This is a genomic window from Rhodococcus sp. 5G237, from assembly GCF_053764735.1.
In genome coordinates this window covers 397,036-420,098 of record NZ_JBSNCD010000005.1, presented here as the reverse complement: position 1 = coordinate 420,098, position 23,063 = coordinate 397,036, and the positions used below count along the sequence as shown (strand labels likewise).

The following is a 23,063-nucleotide window of genomic DNA, read 5'->3' as shown; positions in this document are numbered from 1 at the left end:
ACGGTGGGGGCGCCCTCCGAGGCTCGCATGTCCGTGGGTGGACCAGTAGCGTCTGTGTCCATGACCACGAGCTCCACCGCGGCGGGCGGTACGACACAGCTGAGCGGCGATCGGATAGTGGTGTGGAGCCCCGACTACCTCGATTACCGGTGGGGTCCGACACATCCGATGAATCCCACGCGTCTCGATCTCACGATGGCGCTGTCCCGCAGTCTCGGTCTCCTCGAAGGCGTCGAGACGGTCCGTCCGTCCCCTGCGGACGACACCGATCTGCTGCGCATCCACACCGCCTCCTACGTCGACGCGGTCAAGCGCGCGGGCTCCGCCCCCGAGGGAGCGGCACCCCCGGCCGACGCGCCCCACGGTCTCGGCACCGAGGACAACCCGATCTTCCCCCGCATGCACGAGGCCAGCGCGACGCTCGCCGGAGGAACCCTCGCCGCCGCACGCGAGATCGCGAGCGGCCGGGCCCGGCGCGCCGTGAGCATCGGGGGCGGCATGCATCACGCGATGGCCGACTGGGCCGCGGGATTCTGCGTCTACAACGACGCCGCCATCGCGATCTCGTGGTTGCTCGACCACGGCTACGACCGCATCGCCTACATCGACGTCGACGCCCACCACGGCGACGGCGTGCAGCACGCTTTCCTCGGCGATCCCCGCGTCCTGACCATCTCCCTGCACCAGCATCCGGCGACGCTGTGGCCCAACACCGGCTGGTCCAGCGAGGTCGGCTCGGGTCCGGCCGAGGGCACCGCGATCAATCTGCCGGTGTTGCCGGGCACCGTGGACGCGTTGTGGTTGCGCGCCTTCCACGCTGTCGTACCGGGCGCGGTCGCGGCGTTCCGCCCACAGATCCTCATCAGCCAGTGCGGTGCCGACAGCCACCGCGAGGACCCCCTGGCCGACCTGTCCCTGACCGTCGACGGCCAGCGCGCGTCGTATCTCGCGATGCGCGATCTCGCCGATCGCTACTGCGAGGGCCGCTGGCTGGCCGTGGGCGGCGGCGGTTACGGCCTTGTGCGGGTGGTGCCGCGTGCGTGGACCCACCTGATCGCCGCAGCGCTGGACCGCGAGATCGACCTGAGCACCGCGATCCCGGCGGACTGGAGCGAGCGTGTCGGCGCTCTCGCCCCGAGCGTCGAACTGCCCACCGTCATGGGGGAGGGCTCCGACGTCTCGTACCTGCCGTGGGACGGTCCCGGCGGCACCCCGGAAACGGGAATCGCCTCCCTGGACCGTGCACTGACCCGCATCGATTCGGCGATCATCGCCACGAGGCGGGCGGCCTTCCCGCTGCTCGGCCTGGACCCGGAGGACCCCCGTGACTGACCGGCAGAATCCCGCGGCGGCACCGGACACCGCGTCTGCGGCGGGCGCCGCACCCGCACACGGCGTCGGGACGACGGGGGAGACCGACCCCGCGCGCGAGGCGGCGCTGGCGCGCGCCCGCGACTATCCGCGGCATTGGGTCGCCGACGTGCTGGCCTCGGACGGGGGTGTCGTGCACCTGCGGCCGATCGTCCCCGAGGACGCCGACGGGATCGTCGCCTTCCACGCCAAGCTGTCCGAACGAACCCGCTATCTGCGGTACTTCGGTCCATACCCGACGATCTCGAAGAAGGACCTGTTCAACTTCACGGTCGTCGACCACAAGTCGCGAGTGGCGTTCGTCGCGGTGCTCGGTGACGAGATCATCGCCGTCGGGCGGTACGAGGGACTCTCGCACGAGGGCGACGGCCTCTCCGCCGAGGTGGCCTTCACCGTCGCCGACGCCCACCAGGGACGCGGTCTCGGCCCGATCCTGCTCGAACATCTCGCCGGCGCGGCCGCCGAGAACGGACTGCACACCTTCGTCGCCGAGGTCCTCGCCGAGAACCGGCACATGATCACGGTCTTCCGGGAGGCCGGCTACCAGGTCAGCCGCAGCTTCGAAGGGGGAGTCGTCCGGCTCGAGTTCGCGATCGACCCCACCGAGGCCCTCGTCTCGGTCCGCAACGCCCGCGAACGCGCCGCCGAGGCGCGCAGCGTGCGCAACATCCTCGGTCCCGGCAGTGTCGCCGTCATCGGTGCCTCCACCGACAGCCGCAAGGTGGGCAACGCCGTGCTGGTGAACATGCTGCGCAGCGGGTTCACCGGGCCGGTCTATCCGGTCAACGCCGAACACCGGTCCGTCCGGGGTGTCCGCGCCTACCCGACCGTCCGCGACATCCCCGACGAGATCGACCTCGCGGTCGCCGCCGTACCCGCCGAATCGATCGACTCGGTGCTCGACGACTGTCTCGCGAAGGGCGTCAAGGCGCTGCTCGTCGTCTCGTCCGGTTTCGGCGAGACCGGACCGGAGGGCCGCGACGCCGAGCGGCGGCTCACCCTGGCGGCGCGGTCGCACGGTATGCGACTCATCGGCCCGAATGCTCTCGGTGTCGCCAACAACGATCCCGCCATCCGGCTCAACGCGACCCTCGCGCCCGTACTTCCGGCGTCCGGCAACGTCGGCTTCTTCTGCCAGTCCGGCGCCCTCGGCATCGCGATCCTCGACGAGGCCGCCAAGACGGGTGTCGGACTGTCGTCCTTCGTCTCGGCCGGTAACCGCGCCGACCTGTCCGGCAACGACCTGCTCCAGTACTGGGACACCGATCCTGCGACCGAAGTGGTGCTGCTGTATCTGGAGAGCTTCGGCAACCCGCGCAAGTTCTCGCGCATCGCGCGGCGGGTGGCGCGCAGCAAGCCGATCGTCGCCGTCAAGAGCGGCCGCCACGCGGTGCCCCCGGCGCTCGCCGCCCGGACGGGCGAGATGGACGACACCATCGTGCGATACCTGTTCGAGCAGGCCGGCGTCGTCCAGGTCGAGTCCATCGGCCAGCTCTTCGACTCGGCGCTGCTGTTCGGCTACCAGCCGCTGCCCGCCGGTCCCCGCGTCGCCGTGGTCGGCAACTCCACCGCCCTGGGCCTGCTCGCCGTCGACGCCGCCCGCGGACAGGGCCTGCAGGCACCGGACGCGGTGGATCTCGGCGCGCAGGCGTCGCCGGAGGAGTTCGCCGACGCCGTCGCCCGGGCGCTCGACTCACCCGACGTCGACTCGGTGATCGCGGTCTTCGTCCCGCCGGTCGCCGTCGACGTCCAGCCCTACGCCCAGGCCCTGCGCGACGCCGTCGCCGGGTCGGAGAAGCCCGTGGTCACCACCTTCCTTGCGACCGAGGGCATCCCCGACGTGCTGGCCGTGCGCGGACCGGACGGCACTCCGATGCGCGGATCCGTGCCGTCCTATCCCGGTCCGGAACGAGCCGCGCTCGCCCTGGGACGGGCGTGGCGGTACGCGAAGTGGCGCAGTCGTCCACCCTCGCAGGTCGTGCGACCGGCGGGCATCGATCCCGAGCGCGCCCGCTCGCTCGTGGACGGCTGGCTCGAGACCACTCCCGAGGGTCGCTACCTGTCGGATACCGAAGCGGCACTGTTGCTGTCCTGCTACGGAGTCGAGGTCGCCGACTTCCGCGCCGTCACCACCGAGGAGGAGGCGGTCGCGGCGGCGGAGGAGATCGGCTTCCCCGTGGCGGTCAAGGCCACCGGTGCGCAGTGGCGGCACCGGCCCGATCTGAGCGGGGTCCGGCTCGATCTCGTCGACGCCGATTCGGTGCGGATCGCCTATCGCGACCTGGCCGCGGTGTCGGGGGAGCCGTTGATGCACGTGCAGCGAATGGCCCACAAGGGCATCGGTTGCGCGATCCGTGTGCAGGACGACCCGTCGTTCGGTTCGCTCATCTCGTTCGGTCTCGCGGGTGTGATCTCCGACCTGCTCGGTGATCGGGCCTACCGTGTTCTTCCGCTCACGGAGGACGAGGCGGTCGAGCTGATCGACGCGCCGAAGGCGGCGCCGTTGCTGTCGGGCTATCGCAACGCCGCGCCGGTGAACAAGCCTGCACTCGTCGACTTCGTCCAGCGGATCTCGGCGCTCGCCGACGACCTGCCCGAGGTGCGTGAACTGGTGTGCGAACCGGTGCTGGCCTCGGTGGTCGGGGCCGAACTCACCGACGCGCACGTGCGGATCGGGCCCGAACCGCATCCGCTCGACCTCGGGCCGCGTCGACTGCGGTGACGGCAGCCCGGTAGCCGACGACCGCCGGAAAAGACCCCGGACGGCAACGATCCCCGAGAACCCAGCCCGGTTCTCGGGGATCGGATACCGCTGACGCGCCCGGTCAGCTGGCGTAGGCGCGAAGGCGCTCGGCGCGGTCTCCTTCGCGGAGCTTGGCCATCACTTCGCGTTCGATCTGGCGGACACGCTCACGGGACAGCCCGAAGAGCTTGCCGATCTGATCGAGGGTGCGGGGCTGGCCGTCGTCGAGGCCGTAGCGCAGCCGGATGACCTGCTGTTCGCGCTCGTCGAGCGTCGCGAGGACGCTGCGGACGTCGCTGTGCAGGAGGCCGGCGATGACGGCGGTCTCGGCGGACGTCGCCTCGGCGTCCTCGATGAAGTCGCCCAGCGGGGCCTCCTCGTCGTTGCCGACGGGCATGTCGAGGCTCACCGGGTCGCGGCTGTGGTCGAGCAGGTCGGCGATCTTCTCGACGGGGATACCCGACTCGTTGGCGAGTTCCTCGTCGGTCGCCTCGCGGCCGAGCTGCTGGTGCAGCTCACGCTTGATGCGGGCGAGCTTGTTGACCTGTTCGACGAGGTGGACGGGGAGCCGGATCGTGCGGCTCTGGTCGGCCATGCCGCGGGTGATGGCTTGACGGATCCACCACGTCGCGTAGGTCGAGAACTTGAAGCCCTTCGCGTAGTCGAACTTCTCCATCGCACGGATCAGGCCGAGGTTGCCCTCCTGGATGAGGTCCAGCAGGGGCATACCGCGTCCGGTGTAACGCTTCGCCAGCGAGACGACGAGGCGCAGGTTCGCCTCGAGCAGGTGGCTGCGAGCGGCCTGTCCTTCGCGGACGATGATCGCGAGGTCGCGCTTCTTCGCCGCCGACAGACGCTTCTTCGTCTCGAGCAGGTGCTTGGCATACAGGCCGGCCTCGATCCGCTTGGCCAATTCCACCTCGTCGGCTGCGGTGAGCAGAGCAGTCCGTCCGATACCGTTCAGGTAGACGCGAACGAGATCGGCTGCGGGGCTCTGACCGTCCAGGTCGGAATCGAAGCGAGCGGTGGTTTCGGGGCGTGCCATGACGTGCCTCCTCATCGGTGGTGTCTCACAGGGTTCAACGACCGGCGAAGCGGTGGAGTTCCCGTCCGTCTCCGAGTACCACCGCGCTGACCTGCACTAACCCGATGAGCTCCTGAGAAGTTGCTGAGAGAACCGAATCGTGGAACCTCAGTAACGCCCCGAAGGGGGTCAGACGGGCTCGATCAACCCGTGCCGGACCAAGCCGTGCACGAGGCCCACCGATTGCGTGAGGAGGTCGTCCTCGTCCTCGCCGTGCGCGGCCGCGAGCAGCGACACGAGATCCCCGAGCGGAAGACCGTCGGCGCGCATGCCGCCGAGCAGGGCGGCCGCGAGATCGTCCACCTCGTGCTGCCAGGCCGGACCGCCACCGCGGTGCACCCGCACGACCACCTGGTCCCACCCGTCCTCGCCGGGCAGGTGCACCCGCTCGAGGGCCGTATCGGGCCGCACCGCGAAACGGGCGTCGAGCACCTCGTGCGTACGCAGCCAGTCGAGGCGACGGAAGTAGTCGACCGCCTCGTCACCCAGCGCATCGGTGAACGCGTGCCGCAGATCCTCCGCCATCACGTCGGACGGCAGGTCGGTGCGGCGCAGGTAGACGAACCCGAACCCGACACCCTCGACGCCGTGCTCCTCGAAGTGGTCGAGCCACTGCTCTGCGCGCGCCGCGACCTCCGGCTCCCGCTGATCGGCGTCGCCGTCGCGCAGCCACGTCCCGACGTACAGGGCGGGATCGGCCACATCACGCTGCACGATCCAGGCGTCGACGCCGTGTGACGGCAACCACGATGCGACCCGCGCCCGCCAGTCCTCACCCTCGACGTGCACCCAGGACGCGAGCATCGCGGCGGTGCCGCCGGGATTCAGGTGCTCGGCGGCCTGCGAGATCATGAGCCTGCTGGCGCCGTCGAGGTCGAGACCGGAGTCGCGGTAGCTGTGCTCGACGCGTCCCGCGCTCACCACGAACGGCGGGTTCGCGACGATGCGGTCGAAGGTCCGGCCGGCGACCGGCTCGAACCACGACCCTTCGAGAAGATCGATGTCGATCTCGTTCAGCGCGGCGCTCGCGGCGGCCAGGGTCAGGCAACGGGGATTGATGTCGGTCGCGGTGACCTCGTCCGCGTGGTCCGCGGCGCGGATGGCCTGCACCCCGCAACCGGTGCCGAGGTCGAGCACCGAACCCACCCGATCGGTCGGGGTGGCCTGCAGCAGCGACAGGGAGGCCTGACCGACGCCGAGGACGTGATCGGGGCGGGTCGGCACGGGCCGGATGGAGCCGTCGAGATCGGACAGCACCCAGCGGGTACCGGTCCCGGCGTCGAGGGGTCGCAGGTCGAGAGCGGCCCGCACGCCGTCGCCGTCGCGTTCGACGAGCCCCGCCTGCACGGCCTGCTCCGTCGTCACCGGAGCGAGAGCCTGCGCGACCTCGTCCTCGGGGCAGGTGTCCTGCAGGAGGAACAGCCGCACGAGCACGCCGAGATCGCCCGCACCACGCGCGATACGCCGGGCGGGGACGGGTTCACTGCGTCCGAGGGCGGCATGCGCCTCGGAGCCGAGCAGTTCCCGCACGGTGTCGAGGTCGTAGCGGCACCGGATCAGTGCGGTGCGCAGAGCCGGGCAGAGAGACAGGAGAAGGTCGCGGTCCACCACGACATTCTCGCAAGCGACCCGTCGGGGGTCCTTCTCAGCCGTCGATCACAGGGTGTCGGGACGACTCGATCGCCGGGGCGTCGTCGAAGCGGCCGTCCCAGCGGCTCGGTTCGTCCTTGCGGCGCGGCGGCCGGTCGTTGGCGATGAGGACGGCGATCCACGGCAGCGGGATCGACACCCCGATGATCGCCATCGAGATCCAGGGATTGGCCCATACGCCGTACGCGATCGCCGCCAGCAGCAGGGCGGGGATGCGGACCGACATGATGGTGAGGTACTTGCGAACCCGTGCTCGGTGCTGATCCTCGAGCGACGCCTCCGCCGCGGTGATCAGAACCGGGTTGTCGGGCGATCCGTTCTCGGGGGATCCGCCGAAACCGTGAGTTCTCGCCATGTCTTCCACCTTCCCACGCCGGGCCGTCGCACGCACATACACATCCGGCCCTTCCGTGCGGCATCATGGACACGTGAGCACGGATATCAAGGAACGGCCGGATACCACCACCGACGAAACGACCGACGACGACACCCCGAAGTTCTTCCACTACGTGAAGAAGAACAAGATCGCCGAGAGTGCGGTCATGGGTACCCATGTGGTCGCGCTGTGCGGTGAGGTCTTTCCGGTGACCCGGTCGCCGAAGCCCGGCTCGCCGGTGTGCCCCGAATGCAAGAAAGTCTACGACGGTTTGCGCAAGGGCGACTGAGACACCTGGTGGAACACCCCGTCGTCCGCCGCGGCGTCGGGTGATTCCGGCGACGGTCTTGCTGCCGGCGAAGACGGTGATACTGCCTCCACCGGCGGGAGTTCGGTCTGGGCCGGGGGAACTTCGGATCCCCCGGCCTTGTCGTCGTGCGAGGCAGCGTCGTAGGGGGCAGTGTCGTCGTGGGGTGCAGGCCGATCGTCCGGCGCCGCATCCGACTCGGCGGGTTTCCCGTCGATCGGCCACGACTCGGGTTGGCGATCCCCGGGCCGGATCAGGTCCGACAGTCGGATGGTCGTGGAGCTCGTCAACCGGCGGGTGAGGTTCGTCACCGGCCCGCTGTCGGGCGACGGATCACGAGCCGACTGCTCCGCGAGCCAGATCCGCCACTGCTCCAGACGCGTGGCGCGCGCCGGCCAGAACTGTTGCACCGTGGCGTTGAACTCCGCTCCGAGGACCACGGCGAAACCCAGGAAGAACGTGAACAGCAGGAACGCGATCGGGGCGGCGAGCGCGCCGTAGGTGTAGCCCGTGGCCGCGACCCACGTCAGGTACCACCGCAGGATCACGCTCGACGCGAGGAAGAACACCCCGGCCAGCACCGCGCCACCGAGCAGTCGGTGCCACGGCAGTGACTTCGGCAGCGCCACCTTGTACAGGGTCGTCAGACCGATCAGCAGGAGCAGGCCCACCGCGGGGAAGTAGAAGGTGTCGATGATCCGTGAGCCGACATCGAACCAGGCGTCGGGCAGCAACCGGCCGATCAGGGTGGGTCCGAGCGCGACGAGCGGCATCGTGAACACCGCCAGGATCAGGAAGACCACGTAGAGGAGCAGCCCGAAGATCCGCTGCCACACCGGGTGACGATGGTCCTGCTGGTGGTGCGCTTCGACGATCGAATCCACGAACGTCGAGATCGCCGACGATCCCGCCCACAGCGACAACACGAAGCCCAACGACATCACGTCGGCGCGGCCCCGACGGAGGACGTCCTCGACGGTGGGTTCGATGATCTGGTCGACCACGCTGTCGCTGAAGACCGAGCGGAGGAAGGTGACGGTCTTCGACGTGATGATCTCCACCGTGTCGGGACCGAACCAGCCACCGACGTAACCGAGACTGCCGAGCAGGCCGAGCACCAAGGGCGGCAGCGAAAGGGTCTGCCAGAAGGCCGCGGTCGCCGCCTTGCTGAAGATCGAGTGGTCCCAGGCGGACGACAGGGTGTGCGTCACGACCTCCCAGCCCTTTCCGACCGCACGGCGAACGCGGCCGGAGGGTGCCTGGGCGGGGGATCGTGGTGTGTCGTTCATCTACTTCCAGAATTCCTGAAGACACGCTCGCGTGCGCGCACAGGCAGGTGAGGGCCTCTCGAATTCTGCCACGCAGTCCTCGGAGAACCCGCCGACGCCGCGGCTTCGGCGGGTTCGCGGGCTCCGAGACGATAGGCTGCATGACGGTCGGCGCCCGGACGAGTGCGGTGGCACCGACCCGAGCGAAGCGGACAAGGAGCACGAGAAACCGGTGAGCACCGAAACCGTCGGACAAGCTACGACCTCCGCCCCTGTGGCCCAGCTGCGTGCCTGGCAGCGCCGCGCCCTCACCAAGTACCTCGCGACGAAGCCGCGCGACTTCCTCGCCGTCGCGACCCCCGGCGCCGGTAAGACGACCTTCGCCCTCCGGGTCGCGTCGGAGCTGCTGCGCGACCGGACGGTCGACCAGATCACGGTGGTCGCCCCTACTGAGCACCTCAAGCACCAGTGGGCGGGCGCCGCGGCCCGCATCGGCATCGCGCTCGACTCGAACTTCACGAACTCCACCGGGCAGACATCGAGCGACTACCAGGGCGTCGTGGTCACCTACGCGCAGGTCGCCTCGCACCCGTTCAAGCACCGTGTGCGCACGGAGGCGCGTCGCACCCTGGTGATCCTCGACGAGATCCACCACGGTGGCGACGCGAAGAGCTGGGGTGAGGGCATTCTCGAGGCGTTCGGGGACGCGACCCGCCGTCTGGCGCTGACCGGTACGCCCTTCCGCAGCGACGACAGTGCGATCCCGTTCGTGAGCTACGAGCCGAACGAGGACGGTCTGCTGCAGTCCAAGGCCGACCACGCCTACGGCTACGCCGACGCACTCGCCGACGGCGTCGTGCGCCCCGTCGTGTTCCTCGCGTACTCGGGCGAGGCGCGCTGGCGCACGAGTGCGGGGGAGGAGTTCACCGCGCGGTTGGGAGAGCCTCTCAGCGCCGAGCAGACGGCCCGGGCGTGGCGAACGGCCCTCGACCCCCAGGGCGACTGGGTTCCTGCGGTGCTGGGGGCGGCGAACACCCGTCTGCAACAGCTGCGTGCCGGCGGCATGCCGGACGCCGGTGGGCTCGTCATCGCCACCGACCAGACCACCGCGCGTGCGTACGCGAAGATCCTCGAGTCGATCACCGGCGAGATGCCGACCGTCGTGCTCTCGGACGATCCCACCGCCTCCGACCGCATCTCGCAGTTCAGCGAGGGCAACCAGAGGTGGATGGTCGCCGTGCGCATGGTGTCCGAGGGCGTCGACGTCCCGCGACTGGCGGTGGGTGTGTACGCGACCAGCGCCTCGACCCCGTTGTTCTTCGCGCAGGCGATCGGCCGCTTCGTGCGGTCGCGGCGCAAGGGTGAGACCGCCAGCGTCTTCCTGCCGTCCGTGCCGGTGCTGCTCGAGCTGGCCAGCCAGCTCGAGGCCCAGCGCGACCACGTCCTCGGCAAGCCGCACCGGGTCAAGGAGGGCTTCGACGACGAGCTGCTCGCCGACGCGAACCGGCGCAAGGACGAGCCCGGCGAGGACGAGAAGGCCTACCACTCGCTCGGGGCGGACGCCGAGCTCGATCAGGTCATCTACGACGGATCCTCGTTCGGTACCGCGACATTCGCGGGTTCCGACGAGGAGGCCGATTATCTGGGGCTCCCGGGTCTGCTCGACGCGGAACAGATGCGGGCGCTGCTGCGTCAGCGTCAGGAACAGCAGTTGAACAAGCCGAAGGCCGAACCGGCACCCACGCCGCCGCCCCAGGTGACCGAGCGTGTCGAGACCGCCGACACCCTCGCCCAGCTCCGTCGCGAACTCAACTCGCTCGTCGCGGTCGTGCACCACCGGACCAGAAAGCCGCACGGGGTGATCCACGGCGAACTGCGTCGCCAGTGCGGTGGTCCGCCGACGGCGATGGCGACCGCCGAGCAACTGCGCGACCGGATCGCGATCCTGCGCAGCTGGTGACGACGAGAACGGGCGACCACCTCGAGGTGGTCGCCCGTTCGGTCGGGTCTCGGAACCGTGGTTCCGGACGGCGGATCACACGGTGGCGTCGGACTCGCTCACGATCGTCGCTCCGAGTTCACGGAGGCGGTCGGTGTGCTCGTTCGCGTGGTGCCCGCAGAACAACAGTTCTCCGCCGGTCGGAAGGACGGCGCGGACACGAGCGGCGGCATTGCACCGATCGCAGCGATCTGCAGCGGTCAACTTCGGGCTGGTCAACGTACCGGGCATGACTCCTCCAAACTGGCCACCGCTCATATCGGGTGCCGGGGTCTGGTCCGCCGCACCGGCCGGCGCGGTGGATCTACTCTGACAGACGATTCGTATTCACGTGTTGTTCCCCTGGATGCCCAATGGTGGCGTGTTTCACGCATCGAACAGCGAAAACGCTTCGACATGGCCGTTTTCCGCACGGTGTGTTCGCTCACAGCGCAGAGCTCGAGGGGGCCGGGAACGCCCCGGACGGGCTGTCCGACGCACAATGACGCCATGACCGAGACCCTGCTGCACATCATCTCCCGCGACGATTGGGACCGCTTCCGACCCCTCGGGGCGGTCGTGCCGGACTCCCTCGGGACCCAGGGTTTCGTCCACCTGTCGACCCCGCACCAGGTGCACCTGCCCGCCGACCGGTTGTATGCCGGCCGCACGGACCTCCTCCTGCTGCGCGTCGACCCGACGCGCCTCGCCGACCCGCTCCGCTTCGAACCCGGTGTATCGGAGGACCCGGAGTCGATGCGCTTCCCTCACCTCTACGGGCCCCTGCCCGTCGATGCCGTCGTGGAGGTGACGCCCTACCTGCCGGGACCGGACGGTCGGTTCCCGCCCCTCGACCGGGAGCGAGCGGACGCCGTCGGTCCGGAGGACTAGTCTTTCGGCCATGATCGTCGACGTGACGCCGCTTCCCGGGATCGGTGTACGCAAGGACTTCGAACTGGCCTCCGGGCGCCGCATCGGGGTGATCACCCATCGGGACGGTCACAGCGACCTCATCATCTCGAAGGCTGGCGACCCCGACGCGTGTGCGGCCTCCCTGCCTCTCACCGTCGAGGAGGCGGCGACGCTCAGCAATCTGCTCGGTGCCCCACAGCTCGTCGCCCAGTTGCGTGAAGACCACCGCGACCTGCCCGGAATCCTCACCCGCCAGCTCCACATCAACGAGGATTCCCGGTTCGACGGAGCGGTACTGGGCGACACCGCGTTGCGCACCCGCACCGGTGTGTCCGTCGTGGCCGTGATGCGTGCCGGTCAGGTCATGCCGTCTCCGACACCCGACTTCGTTCTCACGGGTGGGGACATCCTGGTGGCGGTCGGCACGGCCGACGGTCTCGACGCGGCCGCCAGGATCCTGCGCAACGGCTGATCCCGCAGAATGGACACGACGACACTCGCACTCATCGAACTGGGTGCGGTGTTCTTCGGACTCGGCGTCCTCGGACGGCTCGCGGCGCGGATCGGCATGTCGCCGATCCCGTTCTATCTGATCGGCGGCCTGTGCTTCGGCAACGGTGGCTTCATCCAGCTCGGCGACATCGGGGCGTTCAGTCACATCGCCAGCGAGATCGGCGTGGTCCTGCTGCTGTTGCTGCTCGGTCTCGAGTACACCGCGAACGAGTTGATCAGCGGCCTGCGACGCTCCCGGATGGCAGGCCTGCTCGACCTCGCCCTGAACGCGGTGCCGGGAGCCGCCGTCGCGCTGATCCTGGGTCTCGGACCCATCGGCGCCTTCGTGCTCGCGGGTGTCACCTACATCTCGTCGTCCGGGATCGTGGCGAAGGTCCTCGCCGATCTGGGGCGCCTCGGCAACCGAGAGACCCCGGTCGTCCTGTCGATCCTCATCTCGCGATGGCCGTCTACCTCCCGATCCTCACTGCGATCCTGGCGGGCGTGAGTCTGCTCGGCGGCCTCGAAGCCGTCGCGATCTCACTCGGTCTCGTCACCGTGGTGTTGGTGCTGGTGGTGCGATACGGGCGCTACGTCTCGGTCGTGCTCGACAGCCCCGATCGGGAAACACTGTTGCTCAAGCTGCTCGGCGCGGCATTGTTGGTGGCGGGGATCGCGTCGGCCCTGCAGGTGTCCGCGGCCGTGGGTGCCTTCCTGCTGGGCATCGCCATCTCCGGTTCGACGGCACACAACGCCGTCCGGGTCCTCGAACCGCTCCGCGACCTGTTCGCCGCCATCTTCTTCGTCTTCTTCGGACTCAACACCGATCCGACGGCGATACCGCCGGTGCTCGGCTGGGCGGTCCTGCTGGCCGTGCTGACCGCGCTGACGAAGCTCGTCACCGGATGGATCGCGTCGGCCCGTCACGGGATCGCTGTGATGGGCCGGGCGCGCGCCGGCGCGGCACTCATCGCCCGGGGAGAGTTCTCCATCGTGATCGCCGGGCTGGCCGTGGCCTCCGGTCACGTCGACAGTCGCCTCGCGGCGATCGCCTCGGCATACGTGATGATCACCGCGGTGCTCGGTCCGGTGGCCGCGCGGGTCGTCGAACCGGTGATGCGGTTCGCATCCACACGACTCCCCGGAGGCGACGAGCGACAGCGCCTTCCCGGAGACGAACCGGAGCTTCTCTAGCGGCCTTCTCCTGCGGACCCCGGGGTCCGGAACGAAGAACGAGGGCCACCCGATCGGATGGCCCTCGTTCTTCGTGACGGATGTCAGTCGAGGTAGTCGCGCAGCACCTGCGACCGCGACGGGTGACGCAGCTTCGACATGGTCTTCGACTCGATCTGGCGGATGCGCTCGCGCGTCACGCCGTAGACCTGACCGATCTCGTCGAGGGTGCGCGGCTGGCCGTCGGTGAGGCCGAAGCGCAGACGCACGACGCCCGCTTCGCGCTCGGACAGGGTCTCGAGCACCGACTGCAGCTGATCCTGCAGCAGGGTGAAGGAGACGGCGTCGACGGCCACGACGGCCTCGGAGTCCTCGATGAAGTCGCCGAGCTGGCTGTCGCCCTCGTCGCCGATCGTCTGGTCGAGGGAGATGGGCTCACGCGCGTACTGCTGGATCTCCAGCACCTTCTCCGGCGTGATGTCCATTTCCTTGGCGAGCTCCTCGGGCGTGGGCTCGCGGCCCAGATCCTGGAGCAGCTCGCGCTGGATACGACCGAGCTTGTTGATGACCTCGACCATGTGCACCGGGATACGGATGGTGCGGGCCTGGTCGGCCATGGCGCGGGTGATGGCCTGACGGATCCACCAGGTCGCGTAGGTGGAGAACTTGTAACCCTTGGTGTAGTCGAACTTCTCGACGGCGCGGATCAGACCGAGGTTGCCTTCCTGGATCAGGTCCAGGAACGCCATGCCGCGGCCGGTGTAGCGCTTGGCGAGCGAGACGACGAGACGGAGGTTCGCCTCGAGCAGGTGGTTCTTGGCCCGGTTGCCGTCGCGGCAGATCCAGTTCAGATCGCGGCGCTGGGCGACGGGGAGCTTCTCGCCCTTCTCCGCCAGCTGCTGCAGCATGTGGGTCGCGTACAGACCGGCCTCGATGCGCTTGGCGAGCTCGACCTCCTCCTCGGCATTGAGGAGGGCGACCTTGCCGATCTGCTTGAGGTAGGCGCGCACGGAGTCGGCCGAGGCGGTGAGCTCGGCGTCCTTGCGTGCCTGACGCAGCGCTTCGGACTCTTCCTCGTCCCAGACGAAGTCGCCCGAGGCCTTGTCCTTCTCGCTGGGCTCGTCGTCCTCGACCACCACATCCTCGGCGCCGGCGAGATCACCCTCCGAGACCTCGAGGTCTGCGAGGTCCGCTTCCTCGGTGGCGTCGAAGTCCTCGTCGCCCGAACCCGCAGCCTTCGTGGTCTTCTTTGCTGCCTTCTTCGCGGTGGTCTTCTTGGCGGCTGCCTTCTTCGCAGGAGCCTTCTTGGCGGCTGCCTTCTTCGCGGGGGCCTTCTTCGCAGCGGTCTTCTTCGCCGGCGGCTTGGCACCGGGAGCGGTGCCCTCCGCGGAGTCCGCAGCGCCTGCGACGCTCGAAGCGTCCGCAACGGGTGCCGATTCGTTGGCGGAATCAGCGGTGTGGATGTCGGTGGCTGCCACGTACGCCCTTTCGTGACGAGGTAGTGCGGCGTCGCGCCAGAGTGATTCCGGCGGAGAGGTCTGTCGGGATGAGGGCCGGTTCCGGCCTGCTGGGGACCATTGTAACGATCCCTCGGGCGGCCGATGCGCCGGACTCAGGGAGTGACACCTGTTTTCGCAGCATAAGCAGCCCCTACGATTCCCGCCGCGTTGCGCAGTTCGGCGGGAACCACGGGCGTGCGGTTGGTCAGGAGCGGGATCCACTTCTCGTGCTTGCGGCTGATGCCGCCGCCCGCGATGAACAGGTCGGGCCAGAGCAGATCCTCGAAGCGGGTGAGGACGCGGGAGACCTCCTTGGCCCACTGCTTGTACGACAGGTCGTTGCGCTCCTTGACCGACGAGGCGGCGCGGTGCTCGGCCTCCTTGCCGTCGACCTCCATGTGCCCGAACTCGGTGTTGGGCAGCAGTACACCGTTGTGCAGCACGGCCGAACCGATCCCGGTGCCGAAGGTCAGGAGGATCACCACGCCGTCGGTGTCCTTGGCGGCACCGAAGCGGTCCTCGGCGATTCCCGCGGCGTCCGCGTCGTTGAGCACCGAGACGTCCCGGCCGCCGAGCACCCGCGAGAAGAGGGACCCGGCGTCGGTGCCGATCCACGACTTGTCGATGTTGGCGGCGGTGCGGGCGACGCCTCCGGTGACCACGCTCGGCAAGGTCACACCGACGGGACCCGTCCAGCCGGCCTGTTCGACGATCTGTGCCACCGTCTTCGCCACGGCCTCGGGAGTGGACGGTTGCGGAGTGAGGATCTTGATGCGGTCGCCGACCAGGCGGCCCGTGTCGAGGTCCACCACGGCACCCTTGACGCCACTGCCCCCGATGTCGACTCCGAATCCGTGGTCGACGGGAGTCGATCGGTCCGTGGGGACGTCCTGTGCCATTGCGTACTTCCTCTCGCTGGGTCGTGCCGGCTGCTCCGCTCGTGTGGAAACGATAATGCCCGGTGTCACCGGGTGTGGGGTCGGTGGCGAAACCGTCGGCACTGTGTTCGGATCGGTTCGTGCACGCACAGAGAACACTCCCCGAATCCGAGTTGGCCGCGCTGAGGGATGTGGCGGTGACCGTCGCACGTGAGGCCGCCTCCTACGTCCGTGTGCGCCGGGTCGAGCTGTTCGGTCCTCCGGGCTCGGGGGAGGCCGCCCGCGTGGGGACGAAATCGACGGTGACCGATCCCGTCACAGCCGCCGACACCGAGAGTGAGGAACTCATCCGGCGCCGGCTCACGGAACTGCGGCCGGGCGACGCCTTCCTCGGCGAGGAGACCGGGGCCGACGGCGGGACGGCGACTGCCGCGAGCGGAGTCGTCTGGGTGGTCGATCCCATCGACGGCACCGTCAACTTCGTCTACGGACTCCCCGCCTCGGCGGTCTCGGTGGCCGCGCGGGTCGACGGACGCTCGGTGGCCGGTGCCGTCGTCGACATCGCCTCGGGGGAGACGTTCTCGGCGGCAGAGGGTCTCGGTGCCCATCTGGACCTCGACGGCACGCGGGTGCCGTTGCGATGCAATCCCGTGACGGATCCGCGACTGGCGCTCGTGGCGACCGGCTTCTCGTACTCGCCGGCACGACGCGCACGTCAGGGTGAGCTGGTGGCGGCGCTGCTACCGAGGGTGCGCGACATCCGGCGTGTCGGAGCGGCCGCTCTGGACCTGTGCATGGTCGCGGCCGGCAGGGTCGACGCCCACTACGAACACGGACTCGGTCCCTGGGACTGGGCGGCGGGGGCGCTCGTCGCTGCTGAAGCCGGTGCGGTGGTGCGTGTCCCGAGGGGCACCGGGGACGACGGGGAACTCACGGTCGCGGCCGCGCCGGGGATCGCGGCCGATTTCGAAACTCTGCTCGCCGAAATCGGAGCGCTCGACGCAATTCCGAATTGACCGTTTCGTCACATCATGAATTGTCGTTCGTCACCTTTTACCGCAACAGTGACGAAAAACAGGATGCACGGTCTGTGAAAAGATTCAGCACCGGGCATTGCGTGCGGCCGTGAGCAGATCGAGGTCGAGCGGAGCCGTCTCCTCGCCCACCGGGACCTCGCGTAGTGCCCGCAGGACCTCTTCGGCATCCGCCCCCGGGGAGATGTCCCGGAAGTAGGTTCCCAGCGCGAGGTCGACGGTGTCGTCCTCGCGTGTGTCCTGCACCAACTCGGCGCACGGGGCGAGCAACCACACCGAGGACGCAGCAGCGCGCCCGGCCTCGCCGAAGCGGATCTGCCCCTGGCACTGCATGTTCTGGTCGACGTAGACCGGATCGTTGCCGGCCTGCACGTCGGGCGGGCTCGAGAAACCGTAATCGCTCAGCTGAGCGGCCACGTGCGTGGCCTGGCCGCGTTCGCCGTTGGCGTTGTAGACGCGCACCCGGGTGGCCGCCAGGGGAGCGGGTTCGACCTCGAGCAGCGTCGACCGGTCCACGACCTCGCCGAGCGGAGCCGGTTGCGGGCCTTCGGGGTCGGTGGCCTCGGTCGGGGGAGCGTTGCACGCCACGGTGGTCGTGACGGGCTCGGACGAGGTGAACACGGAGGACCACACGACGATGGTGCCTGCGGCGAGGACGGCACCCGCCACGGCGGCCGGGACCACCCGGCGCCGACGGAACGGGCGGCCGCGGTCGTCGGTTGCGCTTCCTTCGGTGATCAGGGAAACCACGCGGCCCTGCCTCTCGTGTCATGCCGTGTTCGTCGCACTCACTGTAGAGGTCGCGGACGTGGTCGGTGGAACCGCCGACCCGAGGAAATGTCACGAGTCGTTGTGTTGTTGATGACGATTGCCAGACAATTCCCGGCGTTTCCACGCATCGATTGCATATTCGTGCGTGAGGTCGGCTATTGTTCGGCGGCCGAACCGTCCAAGAAGGGACGGTGCGGCGCGAAAACAGAGTGAATTCGGGTATGCCACAGCAATGGCACACCCGTCGGGAACTCCAACGGACGGCCGTGCGTTGCCCTGGCCGGGAGCACCGTCCGTGTCCCGGCCGGCTACCGGTACGAGTACTAGAAGGTAAGAGGAAATGGCGACTGACTACGACGCACCCCGGCGGACCGACAGCGACGATGTGTCGGAGGATTCACTCGAGGAACTGAAGGCCCGGCGCAACGAGGCCCAGTCCGCTGTGGTGGACGTCGACGAATCGGACACCGCCGAGTCCTTCGAGCTGCCCGGGGCGGATCTGTCCGGCGAAGAGCTGTCGGTGCGTGTCGTCCCGAAGCAGGCCGACGAGTTCACCTGCTCGAGCTGTTTCCTGGTGCATCACCGGAGCAGACTCGCGAGCGAGGAGAACGGTGTCATGATCTGCCGGGACTGCGCAGCGTGAGGACAGAGGGCAGCGTGAGGACATAGGTGCGAAACGAGGCCGGGTGACGACGGTGCGCCGTGGTCACCCGCGTCTTCCTCCTGCGTGCCCCGGCGCCGCGGCAGCCTGTGCTGTTCCCGGCATCCGGGGCCCTGTCGTATCCGGGCCCTGTCGTATACGGGGACCGATGCCCGTTCGAACAGCCCTACTTGCGGGTCGGATCGTCCTTGCGGCCCGACTCGTCGCAACCCAGCGCCGCGAGCAGTTCGGCAGGCCGCCGCGTGCTCACCAGCCAGTAGGGCGTCGGATCCTCCGGGTCGTCGAGCACGACGAGCGCCATGGTCCGCACCCAGGGACGGTGCTGGACGAACGCCGCCGGATCGAGCTGGCGTCCCATCGCGGCGCTCTTGGCCGACGCCGGAACCACCACACCCCGCGAGATCACGTCGACGGGCAGATGTGCGCGACCGACGACGAGTTCGCCGCCGACCACCTCGACCCGGCTGCGTGAGAGCCAGGTCAGGACCCAGATCGGGACCGGGAGCAGAAGGACGTAGGGAAGCCACGCGTACATCCCCGGGGCACCCATGTGCAGCTCGGCCGCGAGCAGGGCGGCCACACCGAGCCCGATCGGCCACCACCACCACGGCACCCACATCCGCTCCGAGAAGGTCGGAGCGTCGGCCGTCGGAGGGGTAGTCGGTGAGGTGCGCGAGGAACGGGACACACCGTAAGGATAGTCGCCTCGGTGGAGCGACCCGGCACGCGAGTAGTCTCGGACGACGTGACCGATCTTCCCCCGATACCGCTGCGCCGGCTCGATCCGGAGCTTCCCGTGCCCACTCGTGCCCACCCCGGTGACGCCGGTGTGGACCTGTGCACGTCGGTCGACGTGACCCTCGGCCCGGGGGAGCGGGCGCTCGTCGGCACCGGCATCGCCGTCGCGCTGCCCGTGGGCACGGTCGGCCTGATCCACCCGCGTTCGGGTCTCGCCGCCAAGTTCGGCCTGTCCGTCGTGAACACTCCCGGGACGGTCGACGCGGGCTACCGTGGAGAGATCAAGGTGTGCCTGATCAACCACGACACCGAGCGCGCCGTCGAACTCCGCCGAGGCGACCGCATCGCGCAGCTGCTCGTCCAGCGTGTCGAACTCGTCGATTTCGTCGAAGTGGACGAGCTCGACGACACGGCGCGGGGCAGTGGCGGATACGGATCGAGCGGCGGGCACGCCGGCCTCGTGAAGGAGGGTTCCTGACATGTTCGGACGACGCCGCAAGGACCGCGGGTCGAACGTCGAGGCGACCGACGCCGCTTCCGCCGGCGACCTCGGTGCGTACGACGAGCCCGCCGACGAGGAGTACGACGAGTACGCCACCGGAAGTGCGGCCGATTCCGGCCCGTACGACATCGACGAGGTCGACGAGGAGACGGTGACCGCCTCCCGTCTCGACCTCGGATCCGTGCTCGTACCGCTTCCGGCCGGTGGTCAGATCCAGGTCGAGATGGCTCCGAACGGGACGCCGCAGAACGTCCACCTCGTGACCCAGTTCGGGCGCATCACGGTCTCCGCGTACGCCGCACCGAAGTCGCCGGGACAGTGGCGCGAGGTCGCCGCCGAACTCGCGGAGACGCTGCGCAACGACAAGGCCGAGGTCAGCATCGAATCGGGGCCGTGGGGCCGTGAACTCCACGGCAGGACCGCGAACGCGGATCTCCGGTTCATCGGTGTCGACGGCTTCCGCTGGATGATCCGCTGCGTGGTCGCGGCGCCCTCGGGGAACGCCGGAGCCGACTCCGAACTCGTTCGGCTCGCGCGGTCGGTGATCTCCGGCACCGTCGTCCGTCGCGGATCCGAGCCCCATCCGGTCCGTACACCGCTGCCGATCGTGCTGCCCGAGGCGCTCACCCGACAGCTCGTCGCGGCGCAGCAACAACAGCAACAACAGGCCGCCGCGCAGCAACAACAGCAAGCCGCCGCGCAGCAACAACAGGGCGCGGCTCCGGCGCAACCCGCTCCGCGGACTGCCCCGCCGGAACAGCCCACCCAGCAGACGCAGCAGGTCCCGCCCACCCGGCAGACGCCGCCGCGCCGGGGCGAATCCGGTTCGGCGATGCAGCAACTCGGCTTCTGAGGCCGATACCGATCATCGGTTCGGGACGGGGGCGATCCTGTCGAGCGCGGCGAGGCACAACCTCCCGAGCACGGAGGGATCGTCCCCGACCTGTTCGAGTGTCACCGTCGCGAGTTCCGCGTGAGGGATCTCCCGCGCCCACTGCTGCCCCACCTCGAGCGGATGGACCGCGTCGTCCACCGCGGCGGCGATACCGACCGGCACGGTCACGGACCGCAACTCGTCGACGTCGAGTGCCCGGTAGTGCGCGGCCTCGTCCAGTGCGGACGGGAGATCGGGCCACTGGGCGCTCCACGATCGCGTCAATTCCCGCGCGAGCCAGGGCGGGCTCGACGCCGTCATCGCAGCGGTCACCGCATCGAGCCCGTGGGCGCGCAGTTCGGAGGCCGTCCACCGCGCGCTCGCGGCGGCCGGCGCCTCCCGCGGATCGCCGGTCCACGCAGGTAGGGCAGCGAGCACGCCGACGACCCGGTCCGGATTGTCGAATGCCCACCTCGAGGCGACGGCCGCACCGATCGACACCCCTCCGACGAGGATCGGCCCGTTCTCGGCCGCCTCGTCGAGCGCGGTGAGATAGCTCGCCACCACACGGCGCGGATCCGGATCGACGGCGATCGGGGTGATGCCCCGCCGTCGGAGTTCGGCGCCGAACGCCTTCTCGACGAAGCATGCGTCCGAACCCGTGCCGGGAAGCACGACCGCGGTGCCGGCGGTCGGGGGGACCGGGGATTCGCTGTGGGACATGCGGACGATCCTGCACCATCGGCCCCCGAAGACCGCGCTCACCTGCTCGCACAGCAGGACGAACGACAGCTGCACGTGCGTGTGCACAGGGCAACTTGTATCCGGCGAGAATGGGTCTACAGTGGCGGGCGAAGAAGAGTCCGGTGGCGCGAGATCCGTGCCCCTTCCGTACAGGAGCGTGTTATGGCTTCCCCGGCCGGCTACCTGCGTCGGCTCACACGGCGGCTCACCGAGGACATCGAAGAACTCGATGCCGAGGAGATGGCCGAATCCTCGCACTCCACGGGCGCCCTACCCGTCGTCGAATGCGCCCGCGGTCAGGAAGTGACCATGTACGGACGTCTTCGTAGTGTCGAGTCGTGTTCGCGTGCCGCTGCCGCCGTCGTCGAGGCGGAGTTCTTCGACGGGACCGACTCGATCCAGCTCGTGTGGATCGGTCGTCGGCGCATCCCGGGAATCGAGCCCGGGCGTACGTTGACGGTCCGCGGTCGTGTCGGCGAACGCGACGGACGCAAGGTGATCTACAACCCCTACTACGAGCTGCGCGAGCCCGCCTGACCTCTGTGCGTGCGGAGTGGTGCCTCTGGTGCACGCAGGGTCGTACCCCTGTGCCGGATGTGGCAGGCTCGTAGGAGTGAGCGACACCAACCAGCAGACGATGCTCGAACAACTCGGTGGGATCAGCGGGTTGATCTATTCGACGCTGCCGGTGCTGGTGTTCGTCCCCGTCAACAGCCTGTGGGGCCTCACCGTCGCCATCTGGTCCGCGCTGGGCGTCGCCCTTGCGGTGCTCGTGTGGCGCCTGATCCAGCGCACCCCGATCCAGCCCGCGATCTCGGGCTTCTTCGGAGTCGCCCTGTGTGCCTTCATCGCTCATCGCACCGGCGACGCGAAGGGATACTTCCTCTTCGGGATCTACGCGAGCCTGGTCTACGGGGGCGCATTCCTGTTGTCCGTGCTCGTCCGCAGACCGCTCGTGGGCGTGATCTGGGGGATGCTCAACGGACAGGGATCGCGGTGGCGTTCGCATCCCTCCGCGGTGCGCGCCTACGACGTCGCGACCATCGCGTGGACCCTGGTCTTCCTCGGTCGTTATCTCGTGCAGAACCACCTCTACGACGCGGACCGCACCGGCTGGCTCGCGGTGGCCCGGATCGGCATGGGCTGGCCGCTGACCGCTCTTGCCCTGCTCGTGACCCTCTGGGCGGTCCGGCGTGCCGACCGCATCGTCGAACCCGCGCCCGCGGAGACGGTCGACGACGCGCTGGCGACGGACGACGGGCTGTCGAGCAAACCCCACGACGAGCACGGGGCGCACGACGGGCAGCCTCGGCTCCCCGGCCAGCACCGGCTCCGCGACTAGCGGTTCACCGCCTGCCGGAGATCGTCCTCGACGTCCTCCGCCGTGACGAACAGCAGTTCGTCCCCGCCCTCGAGCGGATCGTCCGGCTGCGGGACGATCACCCGCCCGCCGCGCAGGATCGCCACCAGGGCCGTATCGCGCGGCAGTTCCAGTTTCCGGACCGGTTTCCCGGCGAGGGCGGTGGTGTCGCGCAGGGTGACCTCCACCAGGTTCGCGCCTTTGCGCAGCGTCATCAGCCGCACCAGATCGCCCACGGTGACGGCCTCCTCGACCAGCGCCGCGAGCATGCGTGGTGTGGACACCGCGACGTCCACACCCCACGATGCGTCGAACAGCCACTCGTTGCGGGGATCGTTGACGCGCGCCACGACCCGCGGAACACCGAACTCGGTGGTCGCGAGCAGGCTGAGGACCAGGTTGGCCTTGTCGTCGCCCGTCGCCGCGATCACGACGTCGTACTGCTCGAGTCCGGTGGATTCGAGCGAGCTGAGTTCGCAGGCGTCGGCGTGGACCCACGTCGCGTCCGGCACGGACTCGGGTTCGACGTGGTCGAGCTTGCGTTCGATGAGCATCACCTCGTGGGCGTTGCGCAGCAGTTCCCGCGCTATCGAGCGCCCCACTGCTCCGGCGCCGGCGATCGCCACCTTCATGTGGGCTTCCTCTCGG

Annotated in this window: 23 protein-coding genes and 1 pseudogene; 13 read left to right on the top strand and 11 right to left on the bottom strand. The window is 69.0% G+C overall.

Annotated features, from left to right (window positions below; genetic code table 11):
• Window positions 1–60 precede the first annotated feature (60 nt).
• Both ACWPOC_RS14275 and ACWPOC_RS14270 read left to right on the top strand, forming a co-directional pair.
• The gene (locus tag ACWPOC_RS14275; protein WP_120282343.1) at window positions 61–1,332 is read left to right on the top strand and encodes an acetoin utilization protein AcuC; all 1,272 of its coding nucleotides are present in this window, start codon (window positions 61–63) and stop codon (window positions 1,330–1,332) included.
• Between the two features lie 106 nt (window positions 1,333–1,438).
• Entirely contained in the window at window positions 1,439–4,093 is a 2,655-nt protein-coding gene (locus ACWPOC_RS14270) for a bifunctional acetate--CoA ligase family protein/GNAT family N-acetyltransferase (protein ID WP_120284204.1), read from the top strand.
• Between the two features lie 103 nt (window positions 4,094–4,196).
• Here the strand turns inward: ACWPOC_RS14270 and ACWPOC_RS14265 are convergent, their stop codons facing one another.
• The 3 genes from ACWPOC_RS14265 to ACWPOC_RS14255 form a co-directional block, all read right to left on the bottom strand.
• The gene (locus tag ACWPOC_RS14265; protein WP_016692730.1) at window positions 4,197–5,159 is read right to left on the bottom strand and encodes a sigma-70 family RNA polymerase sigma factor; all 963 of its coding nucleotides are present in this window, start codon (window positions 5,157–5,159) and stop codon (window positions 4,197–4,199) included.
• Window positions 5,160–5,327: 168 nt separating this feature from the next.
• The gene (locus ACWPOC_RS14260) at window positions 5,328–6,806 is read right to left on the bottom strand and encodes a DUF7782 domain-containing protein (protein WP_455408874.1); all 1,479 of its coding nucleotides are present in this window, start codon (window positions 6,804–6,806) and stop codon (window positions 5,328–5,330) included.
• A 37-nt stretch (window positions 6,807–6,843) separates the two neighbouring features.
• Window positions 6,844–7,203, bottom strand: a complete 360-nt coding sequence (locus tag ACWPOC_RS14255; protein ID WP_230787303.1) for a DUF3099 domain-containing protein — start codon at window positions 7,201–7,203, stop codon at window positions 6,844–6,846.
• 73 nt (window positions 7,204–7,276) lie between these two features.
• Between ACWPOC_RS14255 and ACWPOC_RS14250 the strand changes: the two genes are divergently transcribed.
• Complete coding sequence (locus ACWPOC_RS14250; protein WP_006551335.1) at window positions 7,277–7,513, top strand: DUF3039 domain-containing protein; 237 nt, start codon at window positions 7,277–7,279, stop codon at window positions 7,511–7,513.
• On the opposite strand, the gene ACWPOC_RS14245 is transcribed toward ACWPOC_RS14250, so the two are convergent.
• Window positions 7,486–8,820: a YhjD/YihY/BrkB family envelope integrity protein gene (locus tag ACWPOC_RS14245; RefSeq protein ID WP_120282345.1), complete on the bottom strand. Its 1,335-nt coding sequence runs from the start codon at window positions 8,818–8,820 to the stop codon at window positions 7,486–7,488. The genes ACWPOC_RS14250 and ACWPOC_RS14245 overlap by 28 nt on opposite strands.
• 211 nt (window positions 8,821–9,031) lie before the next feature.
• Between ACWPOC_RS14245 and ACWPOC_RS14240 the strand changes: the two genes are divergently transcribed.
• On the top strand, window positions 9,032–10,759 hold the full coding sequence (locus tag ACWPOC_RS14240; RefSeq protein ID WP_455408873.1) for a DEAD/DEAH box helicase: 1,728 nt from the start codon (window positions 9,032–9,034) through the stop codon (window positions 10,757–10,759).
• A gap of 75 nt (window positions 10,760–10,834) precedes the next feature.
• Here the strand turns inward: ACWPOC_RS14240 and ACWPOC_RS14235 are convergent, their stop codons facing one another.
• Window positions 10,835–11,029 (bottom strand): DUF7455 domain-containing protein, encoded by a 195-nt coding sequence (locus tag ACWPOC_RS14235; protein ID WP_006551338.1) that lies wholly within the window; start codon window positions 11,027–11,029, stop codon window positions 10,835–10,837.
• Between the two features lie 258 nt (window positions 11,030–11,287).
• Between ACWPOC_RS14235 and ACWPOC_RS14230 the strand changes: the two genes are divergently transcribed.
• The 3 genes and pseudogenes from ACWPOC_RS14230 to ACWPOC_RS14220 all read left to right on the top strand — a co-directional run bounded on the left by ACWPOC_RS14230 (window position 11,288) and on the right by ACWPOC_RS14220 (window position 13,375).
• On the top strand, window positions 11,288–11,668 hold the full coding sequence (locus ACWPOC_RS14230; RefSeq protein ID WP_455408872.1) for a DUF952 domain-containing protein: 381 nt from the start codon (window positions 11,288–11,290) through the stop codon (window positions 11,666–11,668).
• Window positions 11,669–11,678: 10 nt separating this feature from the next.
• Window positions 11,679–12,161 (top strand): cation:proton antiporter regulatory subunit, encoded by a 483-nt coding sequence (locus tag ACWPOC_RS14225; protein WP_060650909.1) that lies wholly within the window; start codon window positions 11,679–11,681, stop codon window positions 12,159–12,161.
• A gap of 9 nt (window positions 12,162–12,170) precedes the next feature.
• Window positions 12,171–13,375, top strand: a pseudogene (locus ACWPOC_RS14220) (cation:proton antiporter).
• A gap of 83 nt (window positions 13,376–13,458) precedes the next feature.
• On the opposite strand, the gene ACWPOC_RS14215 reads toward ACWPOC_RS14220, so the two are convergent.
• Both ACWPOC_RS14215 and ppgK read right to left on the bottom strand, forming a co-directional pair.
• Window positions 13,459–14,832, bottom strand: coding sequence for an RNA polymerase sigma factor (locus ACWPOC_RS14215; protein WP_455408871.1), 1,374 nt, complete (start codon window positions 14,830–14,832; stop codon window positions 13,459–13,461).
• A gap of 134 nt (window positions 14,833–14,966) precedes the next feature.
• Window positions 14,967–15,752: a polyphosphate--glucose phosphotransferase gene (gene ppgK / locus ACWPOC_RS14210; protein ID WP_120282350.1), complete on the bottom strand. Its 786-nt coding sequence runs from the start codon at window positions 15,750–15,752 to the stop codon at window positions 14,967–14,969.
• Window positions 15,753–15,853: 101 nt separating this feature from the next.
• Between ppgK and ACWPOC_RS14205 the strand changes: the two genes are divergently transcribed.
• The gene (locus tag ACWPOC_RS14205; protein WP_120284208.1) at window positions 15,854–16,747 is read left to right on the top strand and encodes an inositol monophosphatase family protein; all 894 of its coding nucleotides are present in this window, start codon (window positions 15,854–15,856) and stop codon (window positions 16,745–16,747) included.
• A gap of 84 nt (window positions 16,748–16,831) precedes the next feature.
• On the opposite strand, the gene cei is transcribed toward ACWPOC_RS14205, so the two are convergent.
• On the bottom strand, window positions 16,832–17,515 hold the full coding sequence (gene cei, locus ACWPOC_RS14200) for an envelope integrity protein Cei (RefSeq protein ID WP_060650905.1): 684 nt from the start codon (window positions 17,513–17,515) through the stop codon (window positions 16,832–16,834).
• Window positions 17,516–17,876: 361 nt separating this feature from the next.
• On the opposite strand from cei, the gene ACWPOC_RS14195 reads away from it, so the two are divergent.
• Window positions 17,877–18,179 carry a DUF4193 domain-containing protein gene (locus tag ACWPOC_RS14195; RefSeq protein WP_006551346.1) on the top strand — a complete coding sequence of 101 codons (303 nt, stop codon included), beginning with the start codon at window positions 17,877–17,879 and terminating at the stop codon, window positions 18,177–18,179.
• A 184-nt stretch (window positions 18,180–18,363) separates the two neighbouring features.
• Here the strand turns inward: ACWPOC_RS14195 and ACWPOC_RS14190 are convergent, their stop codons facing one another.
• Window positions 18,364–18,816: a DUF3093 domain-containing protein gene (locus ACWPOC_RS14190; protein ID WP_060650904.1), complete on the bottom strand. Its 453-nt coding sequence runs from the start codon at window positions 18,814–18,816 to the stop codon at window positions 18,364–18,366.
• A gap of 126 nt (window positions 18,817–18,942) precedes the next feature.
• On the opposite strand from ACWPOC_RS14190, the gene dut reads away from it, so the two are divergent.
• Window positions 18,943–19,413, top strand: a complete 471-nt coding sequence (gene dut, locus ACWPOC_RS14185) for a dUTP diphosphatase (RefSeq protein WP_016694466.1) — start codon at window positions 18,943–18,945, stop codon at window positions 19,411–19,413.
• A 1-nt stretch (window position 19,414) separates the two neighbouring features.
• Window positions 19,415–20,290, top strand: a complete 876-nt coding sequence (locus ACWPOC_RS14180; protein WP_120282351.1) for a DUF3710 domain-containing protein — start codon at window positions 19,415–19,417, stop codon at window positions 20,288–20,290.
• Window positions 20,291–20,302: 12 nt separating this feature from the next.
• Here the strand turns inward: ACWPOC_RS14180 and ACWPOC_RS14175 are convergent, their stop codons facing one another.
• Window positions 20,303–21,034 carry an alpha/beta fold hydrolase gene (locus ACWPOC_RS14175; protein WP_183070808.1) on the bottom strand — a complete coding sequence of 244 codons (732 nt, stop codon included), beginning with the start codon at window positions 21,032–21,034 and terminating at the stop codon, window positions 20,303–20,305.
• Window positions 21,035–21,217: 183 nt separating this feature from the next.
• On the opposite strand from ACWPOC_RS14175, the gene ACWPOC_RS14170 reads away from it, so the two are divergent.
• The gene (locus ACWPOC_RS14170) at window positions 21,218–21,592 is read left to right on the top strand and encodes an OB-fold nucleic acid binding domain-containing protein (protein ID WP_016694463.1); all 375 of its coding nucleotides are present in this window, start codon (window positions 21,218–21,220) and stop codon (window positions 21,590–21,592) included.
• Between the two features lie 76 nt (window positions 21,593–21,668).
• Complete coding sequence (locus tag ACWPOC_RS14165; protein WP_120282353.1) at window positions 21,669–22,397, top strand: DUF3159 domain-containing protein; 729 nt, start codon at window positions 21,669–21,671, stop codon at window positions 22,395–22,397.
• Here ACWPOC_RS14165 and ACWPOC_RS14160 read toward each other — a convergent pair.
• Entirely contained in the window at window positions 22,394–23,047 is a 654-nt protein-coding gene (locus ACWPOC_RS14160) for a potassium channel family protein (RefSeq protein ID WP_120282354.1), read from the bottom strand. The genes ACWPOC_RS14165 and ACWPOC_RS14160 overlap by 4 nt on opposite strands.
• Window positions 23,048–23,063: the final 16 nt, after the last annotated feature.